The 25,676-nt window shown below is 60.3% G+C and carries 19 protein-coding genes; 9 read left to right on the top strand and 10 right to left on the bottom strand.

Translation table 11 applies throughout. The features are described 5' to 3' along the window. Nucleotides 1-56: 56 nt before the first annotated feature. The 3 genes from D8779_RS01455 to D8779_RS01445 are packed head-to-tail and all read left to right on the top strand — an operon-like array spanning nucleotide 57 to nucleotide 5,913. Nucleotides 57-1,298 carry a TolC family protein gene (locus D8779_RS01455; RefSeq protein ID WP_420875591.1) on the top strand — a complete coding sequence of 414 codons (1,242 nt, stop codon included), beginning with the start codon at nucleotides 57-59 and terminating at the stop codon, nucleotides 1,296-1,298. Then, nucleotides 1,295-2,791 (top strand): efflux RND transporter periplasmic adaptor subunit, encoded by a 1,497-nt coding sequence (locus D8779_RS01450; protein WP_136662699.1) that lies wholly within the window; start codon nucleotides 1,295-1,297, stop codon nucleotides 2,789-2,791. The genes D8779_RS01455 and D8779_RS01450 overlap by 4 nt, the downstream gene beginning before the upstream one ends. Beyond that, a complete protein-coding gene (locus tag D8779_RS01445; protein WP_136662698.1) occupies nucleotides 2,788-5,913 on the top strand; it encodes an efflux RND transporter permease subunit in 3,126 nt (1,041 codons plus the stop codon). Before D8779_RS01450 ends, D8779_RS01445 begins: the two co-directional genes overlap by 4 nt. A 137-nt stretch (nucleotides 5,914-6,050) precedes the next feature. On the opposite strand, the gene metR is transcribed toward D8779_RS01445, so the two are convergent. Next, a complete protein-coding gene (gene metR, locus D8779_RS01440; protein WP_136662697.1) occupies nucleotides 6,051-6,968 on the bottom strand; it encodes a transcriptional regulator MetR in 918 nt (305 codons plus the stop codon). A gap of 194 nt (nucleotides 6,969-7,162) precedes the next feature. Between metR and metE the strand changes: the two genes are divergently transcribed. Beyond that, nucleotides 7,163-9,469 carry a 5-methyltetrahydropteroyltriglutamate--homocysteine S-methyltransferase gene (gene metE, locus D8779_RS01435; RefSeq protein ID WP_136662696.1) on the top strand — a complete coding sequence of 769 codons (2,307 nt, stop codon included), beginning with the start codon at nucleotides 7,163-7,165 and terminating at the stop codon, nucleotides 9,467-9,469. Nucleotides 9,470-9,711: 242 nt separating this feature from the next. Continuing rightward, nucleotides 9,712-10,701, top strand: a complete 990-nt coding sequence (locus D8779_RS01430; RefSeq protein WP_136662695.1) for an alpha/beta fold hydrolase — start codon at nucleotides 9,712-9,714, stop codon at nucleotides 10,699-10,701. Nucleotides 10,702-10,719: 18 nt separating this feature from the next. On the opposite strand, the gene D8779_RS01425 is transcribed toward D8779_RS01430, so the two are convergent. Further along, nucleotides 10,720-11,718 carry a GlxA family transcriptional regulator gene (locus tag D8779_RS01425; protein ID WP_136662694.1) on the bottom strand — a complete coding sequence of 333 codons (999 nt, stop codon included), beginning with the start codon at nucleotides 11,716-11,718 and terminating at the stop codon, nucleotides 10,720-10,722. Nucleotides 11,719-11,856: 138 nt separating this feature from the next. On the opposite strand from D8779_RS01425, the gene D8779_RS01420 reads away from it, so the two are divergent. Together D8779_RS01420 and D8779_RS01415 are read left to right on the top strand one after the other, a co-directional pair. Next, nucleotides 11,857-12,687: an alpha/beta hydrolase family protein gene (locus tag D8779_RS01420; protein WP_136662693.1), complete on the top strand. Its 831-nt coding sequence runs from the start codon at nucleotides 11,857-11,859 to the stop codon at nucleotides 12,685-12,687. Nucleotides 12,688-12,715: 28 nt separating this feature from the next. Further along, on the top strand, nucleotides 12,716-13,510 hold the full coding sequence (locus D8779_RS01415; RefSeq protein WP_136662692.1) for an acyl-CoA thioesterase: 795 nt from the start codon (nucleotides 12,716-12,718) through the stop codon (nucleotides 13,508-13,510). Between the two features lie 137 nt (nucleotides 13,511-13,647). On the opposite strand, the gene D8779_RS01410 is transcribed toward D8779_RS01415, so the two are convergent. The 4 genes from D8779_RS01410 to D8779_RS01395 all read right to left on the bottom strand — a co-directional run bounded on the left by D8779_RS01410 (nucleotide 13,648) and on the right by D8779_RS01395 (nucleotide 16,564). Then, the gene (locus tag D8779_RS01410) at nucleotides 13,648-14,148 is read right to left on the bottom strand and encodes a DUF1993 domain-containing protein (RefSeq protein ID WP_136662691.1); all 501 of its coding nucleotides are present in this window, start codon (nucleotides 14,146-14,148) and stop codon (nucleotides 13,648-13,650) included. 127 nt (nucleotides 14,149-14,275) lie between these two features. Continuing rightward, nucleotides 14,276-14,746, bottom strand: coding sequence for a MaoC family dehydratase (locus tag D8779_RS01405; RefSeq protein WP_136662690.1), 471 nt, complete (start codon nucleotides 14,744-14,746; stop codon nucleotides 14,276-14,278). Continuing rightward, entirely contained in the window at nucleotides 14,743-15,705 is a 963-nt protein-coding gene (locus D8779_RS01400) for an alpha/beta hydrolase (RefSeq protein WP_136662689.1), read from the bottom strand. Before D8779_RS01400 ends, D8779_RS01405 begins: the two co-directional genes overlap by 4 nt. A gap of 130 nt (nucleotides 15,706-15,835) precedes the next feature. Next, a complete protein-coding gene (locus tag D8779_RS01395) occupies nucleotides 15,836-16,564 on the bottom strand; it encodes a substrate-binding periplasmic protein (RefSeq protein ID WP_136662688.1) in 729 nt (242 codons plus the stop codon). Between the two features lie 186 nt (nucleotides 16,565-16,750). Here D8779_RS01395 and fadD2 point away from each other — a divergent pair, with 186 nt between their 5' ends. Next, on the top strand, nucleotides 16,751-18,442 hold the full coding sequence (fadD2, locus tag D8779_RS01390) for a long-chain-fatty-acid--CoA ligase FadD2 (RefSeq protein WP_136662687.1): 1,692 nt from the start codon (nucleotides 16,751-16,753) through the stop codon (nucleotides 18,440-18,442). Nucleotides 18,443-18,823: 381 nt separating this feature from the next. After that, nucleotides 18,824-20,512: a long-chain-fatty-acid--CoA ligase FadD1 gene (fadD1, locus tag D8779_RS01385; protein ID WP_136662686.1), complete on the top strand. Its 1,689-nt coding sequence runs from the start codon at nucleotides 18,824-18,826 to the stop codon at nucleotides 20,510-20,512. A 111-nt stretch (nucleotides 20,513-20,623) separates the two neighbouring features. Here the strand turns inward: fadD1 and D8779_RS01380 are convergent, their stop codons facing one another. From D8779_RS01380 to D8779_RS01365, 4 genes are all read right to left on the bottom strand, one after another. Continuing rightward, entirely contained in the window at nucleotides 20,624-20,995 is a 372-nt protein-coding gene (locus tag D8779_RS01380) for a hypothetical protein (RefSeq protein WP_136662685.1), read from the bottom strand. 2 nt (nucleotides 20,996-20,997) lie between these two features. Beyond that, entirely contained in the window at nucleotides 20,998-21,804 is an 807-nt protein-coding gene (locus D8779_RS01375; RefSeq protein WP_136662684.1) for a putative RNA methyltransferase, read from the bottom strand. After that, nucleotides 21,801-22,955 carry a succinyl-diaminopimelate desuccinylase gene (gene dapE / locus D8779_RS01370; RefSeq protein ID WP_136662683.1) on the bottom strand — a complete coding sequence of 385 codons (1,155 nt, stop codon included), beginning with the start codon at nucleotides 22,953-22,955 and terminating at the stop codon, nucleotides 21,801-21,803. The genes D8779_RS01375 and dapE overlap by 4 nt, the downstream gene beginning before the upstream one ends. A 93-nt stretch (nucleotides 22,956-23,048) precedes the next feature. Continuing rightward, nucleotides 23,049-25,643 carry a glycosyltransferase gene (locus tag D8779_RS01365; protein ID WP_136662682.1) on the bottom strand — a complete coding sequence of 865 codons (2,595 nt, stop codon included), beginning with the start codon at nucleotides 25,641-25,643 and terminating at the stop codon, nucleotides 23,049-23,051. Nucleotides 25,644-25,676: the final 33 nt, after the last annotated feature.

The raw sequence follows: 25,676 nt of genomic DNA, 5'->3' as shown, positions 1-25,676 counted from the left end.
TGATTGTTGCATGCCCTGTATGGGCTGCGATTTCGACAGGAATCACCTTCATGTTGATGTTCAACCCCAGCCTGATATGGCTGTTCGGGGCTGTGGCGGCTGTTTTGCTCAGCTTGCCGGCGGCGGCCCTGACCCTTGATGAAGCCTTGCGCCTGGCTGAACGCGAAGCGCCTTCGCTGACGGCGCAAGCCGCACAGGTCGAGGCTGCACGTAGCTTGGCGATACCGGCAGGTGAGTTGCCCGATCCAAAATTGTTGCTAGGGCTGCAGAATGTGCCTATCGAAGGCGACAACCGCGGCCGTCTCGACGGCGAGCCGATGACGATGCAGATGATCGGCGTGATGCAGGAGGTGCCCAGCCGCGCCAAGCGTACTGCGCGTATCGAGGTGGCCGAAGCCGGCGTCAATCGTGCCACTCAGGCGCAGCGTGTGGAGCGACTCAAGGTACGCCGTGAAACAGCCTTGGCCTGGATCGAGGCGCTGGCCGTCGAGCAGAAACTAGGGCTATTCCAAGACCTTTACTCGGAAAATACCTTGCTGAGCAAAGCCGTGCGCGCGCGCATCAGTGCCGGTCGCGGGCCTGCTGCCGACAGCATCGGCCCACGCCAAGAGGCGGCGTTGCTGGCCGAGCAGGAAGATCAGTTGGTGCAGCAGCGTGTGCAGCAGCGCGCCGTCTTACGCCGCTGGATCGGCCCACGTGGTGACGAGCCGCTGACAGGGCAACTGCCGAGTTGGCCGGTGAATGCCCAGCATTATCAGCACAACCTGCAGCGCCATCCTGAGCTGGCACTGTTTGATCCGATGGCTGCTGAGGCGCAAGCCGAGATTCGCCAGGCCGTGGCCGAGAAAACCCCAGACTGGAGCTGGCAGCTGGCTTATCAGAACCGTGACGCTGCGTTTGGCGACATGCTCAGTGTGCAATTCAGCGTCGATTTGCCGTTATTTCCCGCTTCGCGGCAGAGCCCACGGATTGCCGCCAAGCAAGCACAACTGAATCAGTTGGAAGCCGAACGAGCGAATGCCGAGCGTGAGCATGCGCAGCAGCTGGCCACTGATCTGGCCGAGTATCAACGCCTTGACCGTGCACTGCGCCGCAGCCAAGACAGCCTGCTGCCTTTGGCTGAGGAGAAGGTTGCGTTGAGTCTGACTGACTACCGCTCAGGCGCGGGTGACTTGGCCAGCGTGATTGCTGCGCGGCGTGAGTTGATCGAGACCCGCCTGAAACACATCGATTTTGCCCAAGCGCGCGCGCTGACCAGCGCCCGCTTGTATTTCGCGTATGAAGGGGCTGAGCAATGAGTGCTGCAAGTGTAAAAGGCGCAGTGTTGATGAGCCTGCTGCTGGCCGTAGGTGCGGCAGGTGGTTACTGGGTCGCACAGTCGTCGATGCCCCATGGCGCTGACTCCGCGCAGATGGCGCCGCTGGCCGATAAGGGCAAGGTGCTTTATTGGTACGACCCGATGGTGCCGCAGCAGAAGTTCGATGAGCCGGGCAAGTCGCCCTTTATGGACATGCAGCTGGTGCCGCGTTATGCCGACGAGGGCGGTGACAGTGCCGCCGTCAGTATTGACCCCAGCATCACCCAGAATCTGGGCATGCGTCTGGCGCCGGTAACTCGTGGTTCTGCGGCGAGTAGCCTGGAAGTGGTTGGCAGTCTGGCCTTGAACAGCCGTGATGTGGCCGTGGTGCAGGCGCGTAGCCCCGGTTTTGTTGAGCGGGTGTATGCCCGCGCCGCCGAGGATGTGCTGGAGGCCGGCGCGCCGTTGGCCGATCTGCTGGTGCCGGCTTGGGTCAGTGCTCAGGAAGACTACCTGGCCCTGCGTAATGCGGGTGATCCTGGCCTGTTGAGCGCTGCGCGTCAGCGTATGCGTCTGGCCGGCATGCCGGCGGCGCTGATCGCTCAAGTCGAGCGCAGCGGGCGGGTGCAGGCTCTGTGGACAGTCACCAGCCCCATTGGCGGTGTGCTGCAACAACTCGATGTGCGTGAGGGTATGACCCTGGCGGCTGGGCAAACCCTGGCCACCATTAACGGTTTGCGCACGGTATGGCTGGAGGTGGCCGTGCCGGAGGCCGAGGGCAAAGGGCTGAGCACGGGCCAGCAGGTCGAGGCGCGTTTGCCGGCCTTCCCCGGTGAAGTGCTCAGCGGCAGCATTGCGGCCATTTTGCCTCAGGCCAATCTCGATAGCCGCACGCTGCGGGTACGGGTCGAGTTGGCCAATCCAGATGGTCGTTTGCGCCCTGGGTTAACGGCTCAGGTACGCCTGAGTCGCCCAGCCGAGCGTGATGCCTTGCTCGTGCCAAGCGAGGCGGTGATCCGCAGCGGTCGTCGTGCGTTGGTAATGCTGGCTGAGGATAAAGGGCGTTATCGCCCGGTGGAGGTGCGTTTGGGTGCTGAGGCCGAGGGTAAGGTCGAGGTGCTTGAAGGGCTCGCGGAGGGCCAGCAGGTGGTCGCTTCCGGGCAGTTCCTGCTGGATTCCGAGGCCAGCCTACGCGGTATTGCGGTGCAAGGCCTGGGGCAGGCCGCCGCTGAAGTGCAGTTGGAAGCAGCGCTGCACGAGGCCGAGGGGCAAATCGATGGCATCGAAGCGGAGGGCGTAATGCTCAGTCACGGGCCATTCAAAACCTTGGGCATGCCCGGCATGAGCATGCTTTTCCCGCTTGCCAACCCGGCGTTGTTAGAGGGCTTCAAAGTAGGCGACAAGGTCAAGGTCGGCGTGCGCGCCGATGACGATGGCCTGCTGATTGAACACCTCGAACACCTGCCTTCGGCCCAGCAGCAGGTGCAACCATGATTGCCGCGCTGATTCGCTGGTCGGTGGTTAACCGTTTTCTGGTGATATTAGCCACGCTGTTCGCCACGGCCTGGGGCATTTGGTCGCTGCAGAACACGCCGATCGATGCCTTGCCGGACTTGTCCGATGTGCAGGTGATTATCCGCACGCCTTTTCCGGGGCAGGCGCCGCAGATCGTCGAAAATCAGGTGACCTACCCGCTGACCACCACCATGCTCTCGGTGCCGGGGGCGAAAACCGTGCGTGGTTACTCGTTCTTCGGTGACAGCTATGTCTATGTGCTGTTCGACGACGACACCGACCTCTATTGGGCCCGCTCGCGGGTGCTGGAATACCTCAGCCAAATCCAGAGCCGCCTGCCGGCCAGTGCCAAACCCACGTTGGGCCCGGATGCCACCGGCGTCGGTTGGATCTACCAGTACGCCTTGGTCGATCGCACGGGTAAGCATGACCTGGCGCAGTTGCGTGCCCTGCAGGACTGGTTCCTCAAGTTCGAGCTGAAGACCCTGGCCAACGTCGCCGAAGTGGCCACCATCGGCGGCATGGTCAAGCAGTACCAGGTGCAACTCGACCCGATCAAACTGGCCAGTCTCGGTATCACCCAGGCCGAGGTCACGGCCGCGATTGGTCAGGCTAATCAGGAAACCGGGGGCGCGGTGCTGGAAATGGCGGAAACCGAATTTATGCTGCGCGCCTCCGGTTATCTGCAAAGTCTCAACGACTTTCGCGCCATCCCCTTGCGCCTCGATAACGGTGGCGTGCCGGTTACCCTTGGTGATGTGGCGCATATCCAGTTAGGGCCGGAAATGCGCCGTGGCATCGCCGAGCTGGATGGTGAAGGCGAAGTGGTTGGCGGCGTGGTGATTCTGCGCAGCGGCAAGAACGCGCGCAGCACCATTGCGGCGGTCAAGGCCAAGCTCGAAACGCTGAAAAGCAGCCTGCCCGAAGGCGTGGAAGTGGTGACCACCTACGACCGCAGCCAACTGATCGACCGTGCGGTGAAGAACCTCAGTTTCAAACTGATTGAGGAATTTATCGTCGTTGCCTTGGTCTGTGCGGCGTTTCTCTGGCATTTGCGTTCTTCGCTGGTGGCGATTGTGTCCTTGCCGGTCGGCGTGTTGATCGCCTTCGGCGTGATGCAGCAGCAGGGCATTAACGCCAACATCATGTCCCTCGGCGGTATCGCTATTGCGATTGGCGCCATGGTCGATGCGGCGGTGGTGATGATCGAAAACGCGCACAAGAAGATCGAGGCTTGGCGTGAGCAACATCCAGACGAGGAGCTCAAGGGCGAACAGCATTGGCGGGTGATTACCGACGCGGCGGTAGAAGTCGGCCCGGCGCTGTTCTTCTGTTTGCTGATCATCACCCTGTCGTTTATTCCGGTATTCACCCTGCAGGCTCAGGAGGGTCGCCTGTTTGGCCCACTGGCCTTTACCAAGACCTATGCCATGGCCGCCGCCGCAGGGCTGTCGGTGACCCTGGTGCCGGTGCTGATGGGCTACTGGATTCGCGGACGGATTCCCGATGAGGCACGTAACCCGCTAAACCGCTGGCTGATCCGCCTCTATCAGCCCGCCCTGGAGGCGGTGTTGCGGTGGCCCAAAGCAACGTTGGCGCTGGCGCTGTTGGTGCTGCTCAGCACGCTGTGGCCGTTGTCGCAATTGGGCGGTGAGTTTCTGCCGCCGCTGGATGAGGGTGACCTGCTGTATATGCCTTCAGCTTTACCGGGGTTGTCGGCGCAGAAGGCCGCGCAGTTGTTGCAGCAGACGGATCGGCTGATCAAAACCGTGCCGGAAGTCGCCCACGTATTTGGCAAGGCCGGCCGTGCGGAAACCGCCACCGACCCGGCGCCGCTGGAGATGTTTGAAACCACCATTCAGTTCAAACCGCGTGAGCAGTGGCGCACCGGCATGACCGCCGAGCAGTTGGTGGATGAACTGGACCGGGTGGTGCAGGTGCCGGGGCTGACCAATATCTGGATTCCGCCGATCCGCAATCGCATCGACATGCTCGCCACCGGGATCAAAAGCCCGATTGGCGTTAAGGTCGCGGGCAGCAACCTGGCGCAGATCGATGAGGCGACCCAGGCCATCGAAAAGGTCGCCAAAACAGTGCCGGGCGTCAGCTCCGCCTTGGCCGAGCGCTTGACTGGCGGGCGCTATATCGACGTCGATATCGACCGGCCAGCGGCGGCGCGTTATGGCCTGAATATCGCCGATGTGCAGGCCATCGTGGCTGGTGCGATTGGTGGTGAAAATGTCGGCGAGACCGTTGAGGGGCTGGCGCGTTTCCCCATCAGCGTGCGTTACCCCCGTGAATGGCGCGACTCACTGAGCAAGCTGGAACAACTGCCGATCTACACCCCCGCGGGCAGTCAGATCACCCTCGGTACGGTGGCGCGAATCAAAGTCAGCGATGGTCCGCCGATGCTCAAAAGCGAGAACGCGCGGCCCTCAGGGTGGGTGTATGTGGATGTGCGTGGTCGCGATCTGGCCTCGGTGGTGGCGGACTTGCGCCGCGCCATCGAGGCTCAGGTGCCGTTGCAAGCGGGTATCAGCGTCAGCTACTCAGGGCAGTTCGAGTTTCTCGAGCGGGCCAATGCGCGGCTCAAGCTGGTGGTGCCCGCGACCTTGATGATCATCTTCGTGCTGCTGTACCTGTGCTTTAGCCGCTTCAGCGAGGCGCTGTTGATCATGGCCACGCTGCCGTTTGCCCTCACCGGCGGCATCTGGTTCCTCTACCTGTTGGGTTATCACCTGTCGGTGGCCACTGGGGTCGGCTTTATCGCCTTGGCTGGGGTGGCGGCGGAGTTCGGCGTAATCATGCTGCTCTACCTGAAAAACGCCTGGGCGGAGCGCCAAGCCAGGGGGCAAGGCGGTGAGGCGGCGCTGCTTGCGGCCATTCGCGAGGGGGCGGTGCAGCGGGTGCGGCCCAAAGCCATGACCGTGGCGGTGATCATTGCCGGCCTGCTGCCGATTTTGCTCGGCGGCGGCACCGGCAGCGAGGTGATGAGCCGCATCGCCGCGCCTATGGTTGGGGGCATGCTCAGTGCGCCGTTGCTGTCGTTGTTCGTGTTGCCGGCGGCCTATCTGCTGCTGCGCAGGCGTAAGCCGCTTTGACTTAAGCCGTCTCTCGAACTGGAAGCAGGTGTCTTTGGCCGTCAGTCCGTAGGATGGGTTGAGCACAGCGATACCCATCAAGAAAATGATGGGTTACACCGCTGCGCGGCTAACCCATCCTACAACTTGCGGCTGGTTTAGCGCGCGACGCTGACCCCTTCCAGGTTGGCGAAGGAGGTGTCTTTGGCGGTCAGCAGGAAGTCGCGCATAAAAGGCGAGTCGAGCATGTCGGTGCGGATGCCGGCGTACAGGGTGGCGAACAGGCCTTTGTCGCCCAGGCGTTTGGCGGTCACGTAGCCGCGTGAGCTGTATTCATGCAGCGCCCAGTTGGGTAAGCCACACACGCCACGGCCGCTGGCCACCAGCTGCATCATCATCACGGTCAGTTCTGAGGTTCGCACCTGGGCCGGCTCAACATCGGCGGGCTCCAGAAAGCGGGTGAAGATGTCCAGACGGTCGCGTTCCACCGGGTAGGTGATCAGGGTCTCGCTGGCTAAGTCTTCGGGCTTGATGCAAGGCTTGCTTGCCAATGCATGCTGGTTGGCCACGGCGAGCATGGCTTCGTAGGTGAACAACGGCACGTAAGTGATGCCAGCCAGTTCCACCGGGTCGGACGTCACCACCAAGTCCAGATCGCCACGGGCCAAGGCTGGCAGCGGTGCGAAGGAGAAGCCTGAGGCCAGGTCCAGCTCGACTTCTGGCCAGGCGTCGCGGAACTGGTCGATGGTCGGCATCAGCCACTGGAAGCAGCTGTGGCATTCGATGGCCATGTGCAGGCGCCCAGCCGTGCCGCCGGCCAATCGGGCCAAGTCACGCTCGGCCCCGCGCAACAGGGGTAGCACCGCATCGGAGAGTTGCAGCAAACGTAGGCCAGCGCTGGTAAAGCGTACCGGTTTGGTTTTGCGCACAAACAACTGCATGCCCAAGCGTTCTTCCAGCTCCTTGAACTGGTGCGACAGCGCCGATTGGGTCAGGTGCAGGCGCTCGGCGGCATCCACCAGGCTTTCGCTTTCGCGTAGGGCGTGCAGGGTTTTCAGGTGGCGCAGTTCGAGCATGGCGGGCCTCGGGGTAGGGTGGATGACGCTTCACCCATCCACCATTGAGCTGGGTGTTCAAGTGGTGGATGAAAACAGCGTCATCCACCCTACATGAGTAAAACTATAGTTCAAGGCGAATATGTTGAGTTTGTCTCACTCTGCCTTGTTGCCGAGAATAGCTCCCATCTTGTTTATCTATGGAGCGTTTCGACATGGCCTTGTCCCATTCCCTTGGTTTTCCGCGTATTGGTCGCGACCGTGAGCTGAAAAAAGCCCTGGAGGCGCACTGGAAGGGTGAGCTGGACGAGGCAGGTTTGCAGGCTGTGGGCCGTCAGTTGCGTGCGACGCATTGGCAGCTGCAGAAGGAGGCGGGCATCGACCTGCTGCCCGTGGGCGACTTCGCTTGGTATGACCAGGTGCTGACCCACTCGCTGACCTTCGGCGTGATCCCGGAGCGCTTCCGCCCGCACAGCGGCAAACCGACTTTGGGCACCTTGTTCGGCATGGCCCGTGGCGTCAGTCAGAACACTTGCTGTGGCGGCGTCCATGCGCAACCCGCTTCTGCACAAGAGCTAACCAAGTGGTTCGACACTAACTATCACTATCTGGTCCCCGAGTTCAGCGTTGACCAGCAGTTTCAGCTGAGCTGTGAGCAGTTGTTTGACGAGGTAGCCGAGGCCCGTAGCTTGGGTCATAACGTCAAGCCGGTGATCATTGGGCCGCTGACTTATCTGTGGCTGGGTAAAGCCAAAGGCAGCGAGTTTGACCGTTTGGATTTACTTGAGCGGCTGCTGCCGGTTTACGGTGAGATCCTGCAACGCTTGGCGACTCAAGGTGTGGAGTGGGTGCAGATCGATGAGCCGATTCTGGCCCTGGATCTGCCGCAAGTCTGGAAAAACGCCTTCGAGCGCGCCTACAACATTCTCCAGCGTGAGCCGGGCAAGAAGTTGATCGCCACCTACTTCGGCGGCCTGGAAGACAATCTCGGTCTGGCTGCCAGTCTGCCGGTGGATGGCCTGCATATCGATCTGGTGCGTGCGCCTGAGCAGTTCCCGAGCATTCTCGACCGCCTGCCGGCGTACAAGGTGTTGTCGTTGGGCGTGGTCAATGGCCGCAACATCTGGCGCAATGATTTGGACAGTACGCTGGCCATCTTGCGGCAGGCTCATGAACGCCTGGGCGAACGCCTGTGGGTGGCGCCGAGCTGTTCATTGCTGCACAGTCCGGTCGACCTGGTTCGTGAAGACAAGCTGGATGATGAGCTGAAAAGCTGGCTGGCCTTCGCCGTACAGAAATGCGAAGAAGTTGCGCTGCTGACCACCGCCCTGAATGACCCGCAGAACCCCGCAGTACACACCGCTCTGGCCAAGAGCCGGGCGGTGCAGGCCAGTCGCGCGCAATCGCCGCGCATTCACAAACCCGCCGTGCAGGCCCGCTTGGCTGCCATCAGCGGCGCCGACAGTCAGCGTCAGTCGCCGTTTGTGCAGCGTATCGAGCAGCAGCGTGCGCGTTTGCAGCTGCCAGCGTTTCCCACGACCACCATTGGCTCGTTCCCGCAGACCGCGTCGATCCGCTTGGCGCGTCAGTCATTCAAGGCCGGCAAGCTGTCTGCCGCTGAATACACCGAGGCCATGCACAGCGAGATTCGCCACGCGGTGCAAGTGCAGGAAAACCTCGGCCTGGATGTGCTGGTGCATGGTGAAGCCGAGCGCAATGACATGGTCGAATACTTTGCCGAGCAGCTCGATGGCTACGCTTTTACCCGTTTTGGCTGGGTGCAGAGTTACGGTTCACGCTGCGTTAAACCGGCGGTGATCTATGGCGATCTGAGCCGTCCGCACGCCATGACCGTGGCCTGGATTGGTTACGCCCAGGCGCTCACCCAGAAGGTGATGAAGGGCATGCTGACCGGCCCGGTGACCATGCTGATGTGGTCGTTCACGCGGGACGACATTTCCCGCGAGCAGCAGGCGCAGCAGCTGGCGCTGGCGATTCGTGACGAAGTGCTGGATCTGGAAACGGCTGGCATCAAGATCATCCAGATCGATGAGGCGGCGTTCCGTGAAGGCCTGCCGCTGCGTCAGGCGCAGTGGCAGGGCTACTTGGACTGGGCCACGCAGGCGTTCCGCTTGTGCGCGTCGGGTGTGCGTGACGAAACGCAGATCCACACCCACATGTGCTACAGCGAATTCAATGATGTGATCGAGGCCATCGCGGCCATGGATGCCGACGTGATCACCATCGAAACCTCGCGCTCGGATATGGAGCTGTTGCAGGCGTTCGAGGCATTTGACTACCCCAATGACATCGGTCCGGGCGTCTACGATATTCACTCGCCACGCGTGCCGGATACGGCCGAGATGACCAAGCTGCTGCGCAAGGCCGCCCAGCGTATCCCCGTTGAACGCTTGTGGGTTAACCCGGACTGCGGCCTGAAAACCCGTGGCTGGGCGGAGACTGAAGCGGCATTGGTGAACATGGTCGCGGCGGCCCGTCAGCTGCGTACTGAGTTGGCCTAAGCGCTGTTCTGTCGCGGCTAAAGCCCCTCCCACAACAACAAGCGGGCCGTGGGAGGGGCTTTAGCCGCGACTGTCTGCATCCATACAGGTGTAGCGGCTGCAATTTTTTGTGGGTGCCAGGCAACCACTCGTCTCCCTTCATCAAACTGTCACGGTTATGTGGCAGCGCGTGCGCACAACTTTCACCACACTCGCGCCTTAATGGGGGGCTGCGTTTCGCTGTCCTGCGATGTGGTGATGTTATGCGTGTACTTATTCTTCTCGCTGCGCTGTTGTGCGGCGTGCCTGCTTTTGCAGCCCAACGTTGTGATGTGCAAGTGCCGACTGAAATGGCCGATGTTGGCGAGGTGAGCCTGGCGTACCAGAGCATCGGGCGTAACAGTGACCCGGCGTTATTGATGGTGATGGGCCTGGGTGGGCAACTGATTCACTGGCCCGATGAAGTGGTCGCGCGCTTGTGTCAGCAAGGCTTTCGCGTCATTCGCTTTGATAACCGTGATGTGGGCCTGAGCACCTGGACGCACGCGGCGCCGGCGATCAATCTGACTTACGAAGCCCTGCGTTATCGCGTCGGGCTGTCGGTGAGCGCGCCTTATGGTTTGCGTGATATGGCCGGCGATGCCTTGGGGCTGATGGATACCCTGGGCGTACGGCAGTTTCATGTGTTGGGCGCGAGCATGGGTGGGATGATTGCCCAGCATCTGGCGGACATCGCGCCAGAGCGAGTGCAGAGCCTGACCTTGATCATGACCAGCTCCGGGGCTCAAGGCTTGCCGGCGCCGAGCAATGCGTTATTGGCGTTACTGGCCAAACGTGAAGCGCCTAACCGTGCGCTGGCACTGGAGCAGCAGGCTGATTTATTGGCTGCGCTGGGCAGCCCGACTGTTACCGATGACCGCGACCTGTTGTTGCAGCAGGCTGAGCTTTCCTACGACCGTGCCTTCAACCCCGAAGGCGTGCAACGCCAACTCTTGGCGATCTTGGCTGAGCCGAGCCGAGTCGAACTGCTTAATCGTCTGCGCGTGCCGACGCTGGTGGTGCATGGTACGGCCGATCCGCTGCTGCCGGTGATGCATGGCGTGCATGTGGCGGCGCATATCAAAGGCAGTGAATTGAAGCTGATTCCGGGGTTGGCTCATCGCTTTCAGGAGGCGTTCAAAGAGCCGCTATTGGCAGCGGTCTTGCCGCACTTACAGGCGCACCGCCAGGATGGACATTGGGCGCAGTTGTAATCGAGGTCTGGAGCGGGCTCATTGGCGCAACGTGGTGAATCGTTTGCGGTATGCAATGGGTGCCAAGCCTACTCGCTGCTTGAACAGGCGGCGGAAAGAGTTACCGTCTTCGTAGCCCACTTGCAGGGTGATCTGGTCAAAAGCTGCCTGGCTGCTTTCCAGCAACAGCTTGGCTTTTTCGATGCGCAGCTCCTGCAGGTACTGCATGGGCGTCTGCTCGGTGGCGTCTTTGAAGCGGCGGATCAGGTTGCGCAGGCTCAGGCCAAACCGCTCGGCCACCTGCTCAAGCTGGATAGGGCTGTTCAGGTGGCTCTCCAGCCAGATCTGGATCTTGAGAATCTCGGCGTCGCTGTGGTTCTTTTTGAAGGTGGTGCTGGCATAGGGCGCCTGGCTGCGGGCGGCCACATCCACCAGAAGCTTCTTGGCGCATTCGGCCGCCAATTGCGGTGAGGCGAACTTGCGAATCAGGTGCAGCAACAGGTCGCTGCTGCTGGTGGAGCCGCCCGAGCACAGCAGTTGGCCGTCATCGGTCACGGTGCGTTCGGTGTGCAATTTGACCTGGGGAAAGCGCCTGGCGAACTGCTCGCTGAAAGCCCAGTGGGTGGTGGCGCTGCGGCCGTCGAGGAGCCCGGCCTGGGCAGTGACGAACGCGCCGGTGCAGAGGCTGGCGATATAGCTCCCTTGCTGATGGTGCTGGCGCAGCCACTCGATCATGCCGCTCAGCTGCGGCAGTACGCCGAGAATATTGAACATAAAGCCCGGCACCACGATCAGCTCGGTGCTGTGGATATCCGCAGCGGCCAGATCCGGTGTCAGGCGTAAACCGCCTGTGCAAGCCACCGGCAGACCATCCATCGATGCTGTTTGTAGGCGAAACAGCGGCGCGCCGTTGGCGTGCTGCCGTGCTGGCTTATCAAGCGAGTAGTGATGCAGCACGTTGGCCGTCTCGAAGAACTCCAGGGCAGCGGCCACGCTGGTGGAAGAGCACTGATTCGCCATTAACAGGGTGACATTCATTTCAGGGGGCGCTCCGAGTCATTTCCACGCCGCGAAAACTCGCATGCTATTTGGCATTTCTCGCCATGGTTGCCACTCAGGCTGCTGGGTAGCCTGTGTGCCCGGCACGATAGCAAATAATTCGAGGGAGTTACCTGCATGAAGCACGCGGCATACCGGCTGTTCAAGAAACCTTTCTTCGGGCGTTTTGTTCGCCCTTGGCGTTGGCCGGCAGAGGCCGAATCGGAGCAGTGGCAGCCTTTGCGGGTCGCCAGCGGGTCCGGTGCGACGCTCAGTGCGCTGTTGGCCAAGGCGCATGGTGAGCACGTCAAGGGCGCGGTGCTGATGTGCCATCCCATGGGCGTAGTGGCCAAAGGCTTTTGGATGAAATACGGCCACGCCGAACTGCTGCGTCAGGCCGGCTACCACGTGATGCTGTTTGACCTGAATGGTTTTGGTGAAAGCAGCTCCAGCACCATGGACTTTCATCTGGATGTGCTGGCAGCCGGGCAAGCCCTGCAGGCGGAATACCCTCAGTTAGCAGTGGCGGTGCTGGGCGCCTCGATGGGTGCGGCCATGAGTCTGTGTGCCATGACCCAGGCCGATCATCCTTTCAAGGCGGCGGTACTTGAGGCTGCTTTTCCGACCCTGCTGCACTTCTGGTCTCGCTACCCGATTCCTCGGCTGGGCATTCAACTCTCCCGTCTGGTTTACCCCGCCGGTGAGCGACGCTTGCGGCCCTTGCATGCGGCCGAGCATCTGTGTGGCAGCCCGGCGCTGTTGCTGATCTATGGCGAAGCTGATGAGTTTACCCCGGTGCGTGACGGCCAGCTGCTCTGGCAGGCACTGCGCGGCCGTACGCTGACTCGTTTCTGGCAGGTGCCCGAGGCTCGGCACACTCATGCCTATGCTGCTGAGCCGCAAGCCTATGCGCAGCAAGTCATAGGTTTTCTCGACGAACAACTAGGTGGCCAGCAGCAGGTTGCCTGAGGCCGAGCAATGGAAGAGGGGCGTTCTTATGGATTTCAATGATGTGATGGTGGCGGTACGCGATAGCGCATCGCAAAGTCTGGATATTCCAGAAAAGTGGGGGCAGGGACGGGCCACGTTCGGCGGTTTAATCGCCGCGGCGATGTTACAAAAAATGATGTCTGAGATCGGCTCTCAGCGGCCGTTGCGTTCTCTGTCGCTGTCTTTCGTCGCGCCGGTGGCACCGGGCGCGCTGGAGGTGCAGATCAAACTGCTACGCGAAGGCAAGGCGGCGAGCCAGGTGCAGGCTACGGCCATTCAGCAGGAGCAGGTGTGCGCCGTGATGCTGGCCAGCTTTGGCAGTGACCGTGATTCGGTGATTCAGGTGGAAGCTGCTGCGGCACCCGCTTTTACAGGGCCGGATGAGGTGCAGGCTTTTCCCTTTATCCCCGGCCTGACGCCGGATTTCACTCAGTACTTCGATTACCGCTATACCTTGGGCAAGATGCCCTTTATGGGCGCGCAGCAGCACGATATGGGTGGTTGGATCCGCTTACGCGAGGCCTCGCCGGCAGCGGTTTGCCTAAGCACGCTGCTGGCCCTGGTGGACGCCTGGCCGCCGGCGGTGTTCAGCTTGCTGAAAAAGCCCGCCAGTGGCAGCTCGCTGACCTGGAACCTGAGTGTGGTGCAGGTGCCACAGGACTGCAGCGGTAATGACTGGTGGCAATACCGGGCGGCGATTCAAAGTTCGGCCAACGGCTACAGCCATATCGACGCGACCCTCTGGGACAAGCACGGCCGAGCCTGCGTGATTAGTCGGCAGACGGTTAGCGTGTTTGCCTAAGCGTCTGCTCATAGATCTGTTGCGTGTTTGTCTTATTGCGTTGTAACGCACGACGGGAGTAACAGCGCTTGCGGTTACTCCCGTCGTGTTTTCTATAAGCCTCGCTCGCTAGGTTGCGAGGGGCTCTGCAACAGTGCTTAGCGGGTGCCGAGGAAGTCGCGTTTACCAATGGCCACGCCGTTGTGACGCAGGATGGCGTAGGCGGTGGTGAGGTGGAAATACAGGTTCGGCAGCACGTGATCGAGCAGGAAGGCCTGACCCTGGAAGTGAGTTTCTTTGTCGCGGCGCTTGAGGGTGATAGTGCGTGCTTCGCTGCCGTCGATCTGCGCGGCGCTCAGGCTCTGCAGGAAGGTCAGGGTCTTGGCGATACGCGCTTGCAGCTCGGCGAAGCTGGTTTCGTCGTCGGCATGGCTCGGTGCTTCAACTTCAGCCAGCAGCGCCGCGCCGGCTTTAGCGCCGTCGCAGGCGATCTGCACCTGACGGCTCAGCGGGAACATATCCGGCGCCAGGCGCGCATTGAGGAAAACGCTCTGCTCGATTTTCTTCTCTTCGGCGTGGGCGGCGGCGATGCCGAGGATGGTCGACAGGTTGGTCAGCTGACGGGTGAAGACCGGGATGGATGTTTGGTACATGGACATGAACGTCTCCAGAAACGCCGCAGCGGATTGCTCGGGCGTTATTGCGTAGAAAGGGGATGCACCAGCGGCTTAGCGGCGACCCGAGGCGGTAAGCATAGAACCTGTTGCGGAGCGCCGAGGCAGTCTTTTAGCCAATAGTAATTGGCGGCAGCTTGGTCAGTTCGACGGTCTGCGCTTTGCGCGGGGCGAGAATTTCGGCTTCGCCATCGACCACCATTTCATCGTTTTGGTTGAACACGCGGGTGGCCACGCGCACGCGAAACTTAGGCAGCTTTTCCAGAATTTCCAAGCGCACAGTCAGGGTGTCGCCGAGTTTCACCGGCGCGGTGAAGCGCATGGTCTGGCCGATATAGATGGTGCCCGGGCCAGGCAGTTCGCAGGCCACTGCGGCGCTGATCAGTGCGCCGCTGAACATGCCATGAGCGATACGCTCCTTGAACATGGTGGTGGCGGCGTATTCGGCATCCAGGTGCACCGGGTTGTGGTCGCCGGAGACTTCGGCAAATAGCTGGATGTCACGTTCGCTGACGGTCTTGCTGTAGCTGGCGGTCTGGCCGACTTCGAGTGCGTCGTAGGGCGTGTTGCTACTCTGGCTCATGGATGACTCTCTTGGCTCTGTAGGTGGCACTGGCGCGGTTGGCTGAGGGCCTGTTGCAACCAGTCGATAATGTAGGTGGTGACTTCTTCGCGATTGCTCTCATTGAGCACTTCGTGGCGCGCTTCAGGATAAATTTTAACCTGCACGTGTTGGTTGCCCGCTTCGCGCAGGGCGTCAGCGAGATTCTGCTGGCGATGGCCGTTGCTGACCGGGTCACGGGCGCCGCCGATCACCAGCAGCGGCAGGCTGCTATCGATTTGCGCCAGGTTCTCGATAGGCGTGATCTGTTGCATGCCGCCAAGCAGGTCGACCCACAGCTGGTTGCTGCAGCGGAAGCCGCACAGCGGATCGTTGACGTATTTGTCGACTTCCAGCGGGTCGCGGCTCAGCCAGTCGAAGGCCGTGCGGTTGGGTTTGAAGGCTTTATTGAATGAGCCGAATGAGGCGAATTCGAGTAGGGCGCTGTAGGCCTGCGGGCCTTGCCGCCAACGTTCGAAACGCGCCAGCAGCTGGCCAGCACGGTACAGCGCAACCGGCTGGTAATTGGAACCGGAAAGAATCGCGCCCTGCAGGCTACAGCTGTGGTGCATCAGGTAGGCCTGACCGATGTAACTGCCCATGCTGTGGCTAAGCAAGAAGATCGGCGTTTGCGGGTGGCTCTGGCGCATATGGTGATTGAGGTGGGCCAAGTCATTGACCACCAAATCCCAGCCTTGGCTATCGGCATAGTGGCCGAGTAAACCATGCTCGGCTGTTTTGCCATGCCCGCGCTGGTCATGTGCATACACCTCGAAACCTTGCGCCACCAATGCCTCAGCCAGGCGTGCATAGCGGCCACTGTGTTCGGCCATGCCGTGCGCCACCATCAGCAGGGCTTTGGGCGGCTGCTCGCTGTACCAGCGGTTTACATAGAGGGGCGCTGCATCGGTGCTATTGAGCCAGAACGCTTGGTGGAGCATGGCGAATCCCTAAAGCCTGCAGAAGCTGCGCATTGTGCACCTCGCGCGGCGCGGCGCAAAGTCCAGGGGCTGTTCTCACTTCATTCGCTGCAACGCGGCTCGCGATGAAGCAGGAACAGCCTCTAGGGGCTCAGTGATTATGCTTGCGCAGAATCTGCATGTACTCGCCGCTGCTGTGCAGGTCGCGCAGGCCCTGCTCAAAGACGGCGCTCCAGTCCGGCTCACCCGCTCTGGGAGGTATAAAGCCCACCAGCAGGGGAATCCGCTCCAGCACATGGTCGTGCCAGCTGAGTTGCCCGCGTAGCTGCGCATCGTTGACGATCAGGTGATTGCCAACGATGCGTTCGAGCAGCACCAAATTGAAGCGTCGGGCGTTCAGTTTTCGCAGGTTGCTGATGTCGTCCACGGCCTTTTCGAGGGGCAGGCCTGCATCGAGAATATGCTGCGGGTAGCCGTAACCCCGCACGATGCCTAAGGTTTGCCCGCGCAGCTCCCGCAAAGCGCTGAATTGCAGCGGATAACCGTTACGGATAAATAAACCCAGCTCGCTGTAAAAGAGTGGGCGTGAAGGGTGTAGCCCTTCCTCTTTTACTTCCTTGGGCCATAGCGCCAGAGCGCCCTGGTAGCTGCGGTTGTGCAACGCCATGCGTACCCGCGCCCATGGCATGAAGTCGATCTGTATCGGATGGCCACGCACGGCAAAAGCCCGGCGAGTTAACTCAACAATGCTGCCGCCGTCAGGCAGGTGCTCAGAGCTGTAGGGTGGGTATTCCAAAGTGGCCATGCGCAGGTGTGGTTCGGCCTGCGCCAGTTGCGCGAACAGAAACAGCAATATTGCGAGCAGAGGAGCAGTCGGCATAGAGGGCTATATAACGGAGGCGGACATCAGGTTATAGGTCGTGCGACAGGATAGTTCCACAAGGAGCGGCAAGATTCAGTGCGTCAATGACGCTGCCTGGCTATTTGCCTGCCAGGCGTTAGCTGCTACTTTCCAGCCAACTCCGCTCAGCGGATAGGATCATTTCAGGGCAAGAGGATAAAAATAATGCAGCCTGATTTCTGGAGCGACAAGCGCCCGGCCGGCGTACCCAATGACATCGACCTGGGGGCTTATAAGTCGGTGATCGAGGTGTTCGAGCGTTCGTGCAAGAAGTTCGCGGACCGGCCAGCGTTCAGCAATTTGGGCGTGACCCTGACGTATGCCGAGCTGGATCGGCTCTCGGCGGCCTTTGCCGCCTATCTGCAAAAACACACTGACCTGCAGCCGGGTGACCGCATCGCCGTGCAGATGCCCAACGTGTTGCAATATCCGATTGCAGTGTTCGGTGCGATGCGCGCCGGGCTGATTGTGGTCAACACCAACCCGTTGTACACCGCTCGCGAGATGCGCCATCAATTCAAAGACGCAGGTGTGCGCGCGCTGGTCTACCTGAATATGTTCGGCAAGCTGGTGCAGGACGTACTGGGGGACACTGAAATTGATTACCTGATCGAAGCCAAGATGGGCGACTTGCTGCCAAGCCTGAAAGGCTGGCTGGTCAACACCGTGGTGAAAAAGGTCAAGAAGATGGTGCCCGATTACCACCTGCCGCAGGCGGTGGCATTCAAAGATGCCCTCAAGCAAGGCCAGGGCCATGCACTGAAGCCGGTCAAGGTCAGTCAGGGCGATGTCGCTGTGCTGCAGTACACCGGCGGTACCACCGGCGTGGCCAAGGGCGCGATGCTGACCCACGGCAACCTGGTGGCCAACATGCTGCAGGTCGATGCCTGCCTGTCACAGCTGGGCGATGACGGCACTCCGCTGATGAAGCAGGGCCAGGAAATCATGATCGCGCCGCTGCCGCTCTACCATATCTATGCCTTCACCGCGAACTGCATGTGCATGATGGTCAACGGCAACCACAACGTGCTGATCACCAATCCGCGGGATATCCCAGGCTTCGTCAAGGAGCTGGGTAAGTGGCAGTTTTCTGCGCTGCTGGGTCTCAACACCCTGTTCGTGGCACTGATGGACCATCCCGAATTCAAGAACCTGGACTTCTCCCACTTCAAGCTGACCAACTCCGGGGGCACTGCATTGGTTAAAGCCACTGCCGAGCGTTGGCAGGCCATGACCGGTTGCCCGGTGACTGAAGGCTATGGCCTGACGGAAACCTCTCCGGTAGCCAGTACCAATGCCTACGGTAACAAGGTGCGCTTGGGCACTGTTGGCGTTCCCGTGCCGGGCACCGCGTTTAAAGTCATCGATGATGATGGCGTTGAGCAGGCGTTGGGCGAGCGCGGCGAGCTGTGCATCAAGGGCCCGCAAGTGATGAAGGGTTACTGGAACCGCGAAGAAGCCACTGCTGAGGTGCTGGATGCCGACGGTTGGTTTAAGAGCGGTGACGTGGCGGTGATCGATCCGGACGGTTTCGTGCGCATCGTCGACCGTAAAAAGGACATGATCATCGTCTCGGGCTTCAACGTATACCCCAATGAAATTGAAGATGTAGTCATGGCTCACCCGAAGGTCGCCAGTTGCGCCGTCATCGGGGTGCCGGACGAGAAGTCTGGGGAGGCCGTCAAACTCTTCGTGGTGGCTCGTGATAGCAGCCTCAATGCGGATGAGCTCAAGGCTTACTGCAAGGAAAACTTTACCGGCTACAAAGTCCCCAAGCAGATCGTTTTCCGCGACTCGCTACCGATGACGCCAGTGGGCAAGATCCTCCGTCGCGAGCTGCGCGATATTGCCTCATAAGAAGTGCTTAACCGTCGTTTCAGCAACCATCGCCCGCGCGTGAAACGTGGGCGATGGTGCGCCAGTCGGTTAGTGCAAGGCCTGTAGATGGCCTGTTTCGGTGGAATTCTACTGCGTGACCGAGCATCGCTATTCGGTCACGTTCGATACCGTTGCGGCACTTATTGGTGCTAGTCGCTGTTTGGCAAAGCTGCTACTCTCGGGCGGCTTTTTTGCGATCCACCATCTAGGGCGATCACCCTCTTGGGCCGTTGCTGCGCGACGTCAAAAACTGCTCCCTGCATCGTTTTGCCGTTAAAACCGCAAAAAAACACGCGAACTTACAATAAACAACCGTCTACGCGCGGTGAAGATCAAGCTGTTGCTGAGGAGTGGGCTTCCATGACCGAAAACTTTTGGAAGGATAAGTATCCCGTTGGGATTGCTGCCGAAATCAATCCTGACCAGTACCCGAATATTCAGGCGGTACTGAAAGAGTCCTGCCAGCGTTTCGCCGACAAGCCAGCTTTCAGCAACCTGGGTAAAACCATTACCTATGGCGAGCTGTACGAGTTGTCCGGCATCTTTGCCGCTTACTTGCAAAAAAACACTGATCTGCAGCCCGGCGACCGTATCGCTGTGCAACTGCCCAATGTGCTGCAGTACCCGGTTGTCGTCTTCGGTGCCCTGCGTGCCGGCCTGGTGGTGGTTAACACCAACCCGCTGTACACCGCGCGGGAGTTGGAGCACCAGTTTAATGATTCGGGCGCCAAGGCCCTGGTCAGCCTGGCCAACATGGCTCATCTGGTTGAGCAAGTACTGCCGAAAACCGGGATCAAGACGGTCATCATCACCGAAGTCGGTGACATGCTTTCGCCACTCAAGCGCTTGCTGGTCAACAGCGTAATCAAGCATGTGAAGAAGATGGTGCCGGCTTATAACCTGCCGCACTCGGTCAAATTCACCGCGGCGATGGCCAAAGGCCGTGGCCAGACGGTCAACAATGCCGCGCCAAGCAACGCTGAAATCGCCGTGTTGCAATACACCGGCGGCACCACCGGCGTGGCCAAGGGTGCGATGCTGACTCACCGCAACCTGATCGCCAATATGTTGCAGGTCAAGGCGCTGATGGGCGCGGAAATGAGCGAGGGCAGCGAGGTGCTGATCGCGCCATTGCCGCTGTATCACATCTACGCGTTCACCTTCCATTGCATGGCCATGATGCTGATTGGTGGGCACAACGTGCTGATCACCAACCCGCGTGATCTGCCAGCGATGACCAAGGACCTGGCCAAGTACAAGTTCACCGGTTTTGTCGGCCTTAACACGCTGTTTGTTGCCCTGTGTAACAACGAAGACTTCCGCAAGCTGGACTTTTCCACCTTAAAAGCCACGTTCTCCGGCGGCATGGCCCTGCAACTGGCCACTGCTGAGCGCTGGAAGCAGGTGACGGGTTGTTCTATCTGTGAAGGTTTCGGCATGACTGAAACCAGCCCAGTGGCGTCGGTCAATCCATTCAGCAATATCCAGATTGGCACCATCGGCATTCCGGTGCCGTCGACCATTTGCAAGGTGGTCGACGACGAAGGTGTTGAACAGCCGCTGGGTTCGATTGGCGAGTTGTGCGTTAAAGGCCCGCAAGTGATGAAAGGTTACTGGCAGCGCCAGGAAGCCACCGACGAAGTCCTCGATGCCGAGGGTTGGTTGAAGACGGGTGACATCGCGGTGATTCAGGAAGACGGCTACATGCGTATCGTCGACCGCAAGAAGGACATGATTCTGGTGTCCGGCTTCAACGTTTACCCGAACGAGCTGGAAGACGTACTCGCCACACTGCCGGGCGTGCTGCAATGCGCCGCGATTGGTGTGCCAGATGAAAAGTCAGGCGAAGCAATCAAGATTTTTGTGGTGGTCAAGCCGGGTGAAACCCTGACCAAAGAGCAGGTCATGGAGCATATGCGCGCCAATGTCACCGGTTACAAGGTGCCCAAGGCCGTCGAGTTCCGTGACGTATTGCCGACCACCAACGTGGGCAAGATTCTGCGCCGCGAGCTGCGTGACGAAGAGCTGAAGAAAATGGGCAAAAAGTAAGCCCTCGGCTGAACAAAAAACCCGCCTAGGCGGGTTTTTTTCTGCACATCTATAACCGACTGTTCAACTACGCGGGTTAAACAAGGCTGCTTGAGCCGAATCGGTGAGTGTTTAGGCGGTGCGCCAGGTGATCTCTTCGACGCCATCGGCGCTGATGCGCATCCAGCGGTCGGCCTGTTCGTCGCTTTCTTCTTCTTGCCAGCCGTTTGGGGCGCAGCGTACTTCAACATTCAGTGCGGCAAAGGCCGCTTGCGCGCAGGCCAGGTCATCGGCCCAAGGTGTGGCAGCACTTTCCAGAAGGAGGCTGTGCCATTTGCCAACAGCCTTGGGCAGCCAGGTCACCGGCACTTCGCCAGCCACGCACTTATAGGTCTGCCCTTTCTGTTGCCAGGGCGTGCAGTTGCCCAGCGCGTTGCTCAGCCATTCGCTGATGGCATTGTGGTCGGCGTCTTTCAGGTAAATCTCGATATCTGGTTGGCGCATGGTTATAGCCTCTCGATCCAGTCGTAGCGGATGGCAACAGTCACGTCGCAAGGTTCGGCAATTACGGCCGCGCGTCGTTCGGCGCTGGCGCGCCAGCCATGCGGTGTCATGGAAAGCAGGTCGGCGCGGGCCTCGCTGCTTGCCAGGTGCAGGTTAAAGGTCAGGGTTTCGCTGTGGGCCAAGCGCATACCATCGGGGATCAGCTCCAGGTGTTTCTGATCATCGTAGTCGCGCACTTCGTCATACAACTTTTGCCGTAGCTGCATCAGATGCTCACGGGTCGGGCCCATGCGCAGCAGGCCGCCGCCGGGGGCGAGCAAACGCTTGGCTTCCTCCCAGTCGAGCGGGCTGAATACGCTGGCGAGCAGCTGGCAGCTGGCGTCACTCAAGGGTACGCGGGCCATGCTCGCCACCAGCCAGTTGAGCTGGGGTGCACGTTTGCAACCGCGCTTGATCGCCTCTCGCGAAATATCCAGGGCATAGCCGTCTGCTTGTGGCAGGGCGTCGGCGAGCTGGGTGGTGTAGTACCCCTCGCCACAACCGATATCCAGCCAGCGGGATGGGTTATAGCGTGCTGCCAGCTCGGCTAGACGCCTAGCCAGCGGCGCGTAATGACCGCCGTCGAGAAAGCGTCGACGCGCCTCGACCATCGCGGCATTGTCGCCAGGGTCGCGGCTGTTCTTGTGTTGTACCGGCAATAGATTGAGGTAGCCCTGGCGCGCGCGGTCGAAGCGGTGATTGGCTGAGCAAACCACACCGTTGTCAACGACGCTCAGTGCCGCTTGGCAAATGGGACAGATCAGACTCATGCGAGCAGATTGACCAGGGTTTGATAGTAGATTTCAGTCAGCACATCCAGGTCACTGGCCAGCACGCGCTCATCGACCTGGTGAATGGTGGCATTGACCGGGCCGAGTTCGACCACCTGGGTACCCAGGGTGGCGATAAAGCGGCCATCGGAGGTGCCGCCGCTGGTCGAAGGCTTAGTCTCGCGCCCGGTGACTGTTTTGATGCTGGCAGCCACGGCATCGAGCAGTGCGCCGGGTTCGGTGAGGAACGGTAAGCCGGAGAGGGCCCAGTCCAAGTGATAGTCCAGGCCATGCTTGTCGAGGATCGCCTCAGCGCGTTGCTGTAGGCCTTCCACTGTGGATTCGGTGGAGAAGCGGAAGTTGAATACTGCTTTTAGCTCACCGGGGATGACGTTGGTCGCGCCCGTGCCGGCATTCAGGTTGGATATCTGAAAGCTGGTCGGTGGGAAGAAGGCATTGCCGTCGTCCCAGTGCTCGGCGGCCAGCTCAGCCAGGGCCGGAGCTGCTAGATGAATCGGGTTTTTAGCCAGGTGCGGATAGGCCACATGGCCTTGTTTTCCGCGTACGGTGAGGGTGCAGCCGAGCGAGCCACGGCGGCCGTTCTTGACTACGTCGCCGACCAGGGTGGTGCTCGACGGTTCGCCGACGATGCACCAGTCCAGGCGTTGACCGCGTTCGCGCAGGCGCTCGACCACCGCCTTGGTGCCATGATGGGCCGGGCCTTCTTCGTCGCTGGTGATCAGAAAAGCGATGCTGCCCTTATGATTCGGGTGCTCGGCCACAAAGCGTTCAACCGCGATGATCATCGATGCCAGGCTGCCTTTCATGTCCGCTGCGCCACGACCGCAGAGCATGCCTTGCTCATCAATCAGGGCATCGAACGGCTGGTGCTGCCAGCTCTGCACCGGGCCGGTCGGCACTACATCAGTGTGGCCGGCAAAGCACAGCACGGGGCCGTTGTCGCTGCCGTGACTGGCCCAGAAGTTGTCCACGTCCTCGATGCGCATGGGCTCGATGGTGAAACCGCAGGCGCTAAGGCGGCGCGTCATCTGCTCCTGGCAACCTTCGTCCAACGGCGTGACGGACGGACGGCGAATCAGTTCGCAGGCAAGTTCCAGCGTCGGGGAGAGGGGCGTGGCATTGGCGGTCATTGCGGCTCCGTAGCGGCGTCAGGCGGAAAGGTCGCCATCTTAAAGCAAAACGGCGGCCATTGGCCGCCGTCTGGCATTCAAGCAAACTCGTCGTCAGCTTGCCGCTGCTGCTTCCTGTGATGTTGGCTGAGGCGAGGGCAATGACGACAGCAAGGCCATAATCAGCGCCGCCAAGTAAGGGAGCGATTGCACCAGCAGCATGGCGACCCAGAACTTTACATCGGCGCTGGGCAAGCCCTGAACGATGCTGATACCCAGTGCCGCGCCCCAGAGCAGCAGCATGATGAAGACCTCTTCACGCGCCTCCGACAAAGCCACCATGATGCCGTGGTTGCTGGCCATTTTCGGCGTGCGGAAAAACGGAATAGTTTTGGTGAAGGTGCCGTACAGCACAGCCTTGGCGATGGTGTGTGACAGCGCGAGGCCTGCCACGGCGGCCTGGAACGAACGCACCAAATCCACGCCCATGGCCTTGCGGTAGAGGAACAGAATCTTGCCCAGCTTGAAGAAGAACAGCGCCAAGGGCGGGATGGCAAAGATCATCAGGGGTGGGTCGACCCGTTGCGGCACGATAATCATGGCCGCCGACCAGAGCAATGCGCCGACGGTGAAGAATATGTTCAGGCCATCAGCAATCCACGGCAGCCAGCCGGCGACAAAGTGGTAACGCTGCCCCGTCTTGAGTTCGGAGCCTTTACCCATGAACAGGCTGCGGGCGTGGCCTTTCATAATCTGAATGGCGCCGTAAGCCCAGCGGAAACGCTGCTTCTTGTAGTCGATAAAGGTGTCCGGCATCAGGCCCTGGCCGAAGCTTTGATGGGCATAGGCGGCCGAGTAGCCTTGTTCGAACACGCGCAGACCCAGTTCGGCGTCTTCGCAGATGGTCCAGTCTGCCCACTTCAACTCGTCCATCACGGTGCGACGAATCATGGTCATGGTGCCGTGCTGGATGATCGCGTCGCGGTCGTTACGGGTCACCATGCCGATATGGAAGAAACCTTTGTATTCGGCGTAGCAGAGCTTTTTGAAAATGTTCTCATTGCCGTCGCGGTAGTCTTGCGGGGACTGCACCACGGCGATCTTTGCATCACTGAAATGCGGCACCATAAACTTCAGCCAGTTTTTGTCGACGCAATAGTCGGCATCAATCACGGCCACCACTTCGGCATCTGCGGCGGTGTGCGGCAGGATGTAGTTCAGCGCGCCACCCTTGAAGCCGGCAATCGGTGCCACGTGGAAGAAACGAAAGCGCGGGCCCAACACCTTGCAGTAGGCCTCTACCGGTTCCCACACCGCAGGGTCTTTGGTGTTGTTGTCGATGATGATGACTTCGAAGTCCGGGTAGTCCAGTGCGGCAAGGGCGTCGAGGGTCTGTTTGACCATCTCCGGCGGCTCGTTGTAGCAGGGCACGTGGATTGACACTTTAGGCCGGTAGGCACTGTCGCTGTCCACCGGCACGAAAGGCCGACGTCGGCTGCGAGTCCAAGCGGTTTCGGCCAGTTCATGGGCTTCGGTGAGCAGCACGATAAACACCCCGAAAGCGCCGATGCCCAGCAGTAAGCCGACCAGGGTGCTGAACCAGGTGCTGTATTGCTGGCTGTAGTCGTAGCCGATCCACACCAAGGCCGAACCGCCGGCAAAAGCCACCACGGTGAGGAAGGTGCGCCCGCGTTGGCGCAGGGCGCTGCCGTCGATCAGCAGCAGCGCCAGGCTGAGTAGGGCTAGCACCACTGAGGCAATGGCCAGCAAACGCCATTGGGGAATGGCCACCACGGGGCCTTCAAAGGCAAATTTAGCCTGGCGTTCAAGGTTGTACACGCCCCAGTAGGCGCCTACCGAGCCTTCATCGCTGGCCTTCCATGGTTGATCGAAGGCCTCGATAACGAAGTAGTTATAGCCTTTGGCGTTCAGCGCATTGACCAGGGTGCGCAGGTAGATGGCCTGGTCGGCCTGGGAGGCATCGGCGCCGCCGCGCATGCGGCCATTGCTTGGCCAGCCTACCTCGGACAGCAACAAAGGTTTTTTCGGGAACAGCTTTTTCAGGTCTTTGGCGCGTTCAAGGACGAACTCGGTGGAGTCCTCCATTGGCACAAATTCCCAGTAAGGCAGCACGTGGGCGGCGATCAGGTCGACGTGTTGGGCTAATTCAGGGTGGTCCTGCCAGATGTGCCACTGCTCGGAGGTGGTCACCGGCACTTTGACCGCCGCACGTACGCGGTCGATGTAGGCAATCAGGTTTTCTGGGGTGACTTCACTGCGAAATAGGGCTTCGTTACCGACCACCACGCGCACCACGCTGCGTGAATCGTTGGCAATTTCGATGGCTTTGGCGATTTCTCGCTCGTTGCGTTCCAAGTCGGGGCTAATCCAGATGCCCAGGGTTACACGTAGGCCGAACTCTTCCGCCAGTAGGGGGATGGTGCTGAGTGGGCCGTCCACCGAGTAGGTGCGGATGTTGTCGGTTTGTGTGCTGAGCAATTCCAGATCTGCACGCATCTGCGCATCGCTGGGGTAAGTGTCCTGCTGTGGGTTCTGCCCCGCGCGAAAAGGCGAGAATGAAAACCCTGAGATCTGTTCTGGCCAGTCAGGTGCTGTTACCGGGCGGTTGTACAGCGCCCAGATACCGGTGAACAAGGCGGCAATCGCCAGGAACATAACCAGGTTCAGTCCAAACTTACGCGAAGGCATAGTGTGCAGGTCCAGCGAAGGGGCAATAAAACG

It is taken from the genome of Pseudomonas leptonychotis, from assembly GCF_004920405.1.
Taxonomy (GTDB): domain Bacteria; phylum Pseudomonadota; class Gammaproteobacteria; order Pseudomonadales; family Pseudomonadaceae; genus Aquipseudomonas; species Aquipseudomonas leptonychotis.
The sequence above is the reverse complement of the archived record's forward strand: the minus strand, read 5'-3'. Positions and strand labels throughout refer to the sequence as shown.

Bases quoted from the DNA above. Each gene is read 5' to 3' on its own strand.
- D8779_RS01455 (WP_420875591.1), top strand. From the start codon at position 57: ATGTTCAACCCCAGCCTGATATGGCTGTTCGGGGCTGTGGCGGCTGTT.
- D8779_RS01450 (WP_136662699.1), top strand. From the start codon at position 1,295: ATGAGTGCTGCAAGTGTAAAAGGCGCAGTGTTGATGAGCCTGCTGCTG.
- D8779_RS01445 (WP_136662698.1), top strand. From the start codon at position 2,788: ATGATTGCCGCGCTGATTCGCTGGTCGGTGGTTAACCGTTTTCTGGTG.
- metR (WP_136662697.1), bottom strand. From the start codon at position 6,968: ATGCTCGAACTGCGCCACCTGAAAACCCTGCACGCCCTACGCGAAAGC.
- metE (WP_136662696.1), top strand. From the start codon at position 7,163: ATGGCCTTGTCCCATTCCCTTGGTTTTCCGCGTATTGGTCGCGACCGT.
- D8779_RS01430 (WP_136662695.1), top strand. From the start codon at position 9,712: ATGCGTGTACTTATTCTTCTCGCTGCGCTGTTGTGCGGCGTGCCTGCT.
- D8779_RS01425 (WP_136662694.1), bottom strand. From the start codon at position 11,718: ATGAATGTCACCCTGTTAATGGCGAATCAGTGCTCTTCCACCAGCGTG.
- D8779_RS01420 (WP_136662693.1), top strand. From the start codon at position 11,857: ATGAAGCACGCGGCATACCGGCTGTTCAAGAAACCTTTCTTCGGGCGT.
- D8779_RS01415 (WP_136662692.1), top strand. From the start codon at position 12,716: ATGGATTTCAATGATGTGATGGTGGCGGTACGCGATAGCGCATCGCAA.
- D8779_RS01410 (WP_136662691.1), bottom strand. From the start codon at position 14,148: ATGTCCATGTACCAAACATCCATCCCGGTCTTCACCCGTCAGCTGACC.
- D8779_RS01405 (WP_136662690.1), bottom strand. From the start codon at position 14,746: ATGAGCCAGAGTAGCAACACGCCCTACGACGCACTCGAAGTCGGCCAG.
- D8779_RS01400 (WP_136662689.1), bottom strand. From the start codon at position 15,705: ATGCTCCACCAAGCGTTCTGGCTCAATAGCACCGATGCAGCGCCCCTC.
- D8779_RS01395 (WP_136662688.1), bottom strand. From the start codon at position 16,564: ATGCCGACTGCTCCTCTGCTCGCAATATTGCTGTTTCTGTTCGCGCAA.
- fadD2 (WP_136662687.1), top strand. From the start codon at position 16,751: ATGCAGCCTGATTTCTGGAGCGACAAGCGCCCGGCCGGCGTACCCAAT.
- fadD1 (WP_136662686.1), top strand. From the start codon at position 18,824: ATGACCGAAAACTTTTGGAAGGATAAGTATCCCGTTGGGATTGCTGCC.
- D8779_RS01380 (WP_136662685.1), bottom strand. From the start codon at position 20,995: ATGCGCCAACCAGATATCGAGATTTACCTGAAAGACGCCGACCACAAT.
- D8779_RS01375 (WP_136662684.1), bottom strand. From the start codon at position 21,804: ATGAGTCTGATCTGTCCCATTTGCCAAGCGGCACTGAGCGTCGTTGAC.
- dapE (WP_136662683.1), bottom strand. From the start codon at position 22,955: ATGACCGCCAATGCCACGCCCCTCTCCCCGACGCTGGAACTTGCCTGC.
- D8779_RS01365 (WP_136662682.1), bottom strand. From the start codon at position 25,643: ATGCCTTCGCGTAAGTTTGGACTGAACCTGGTTATGTTCCTGGCGATT.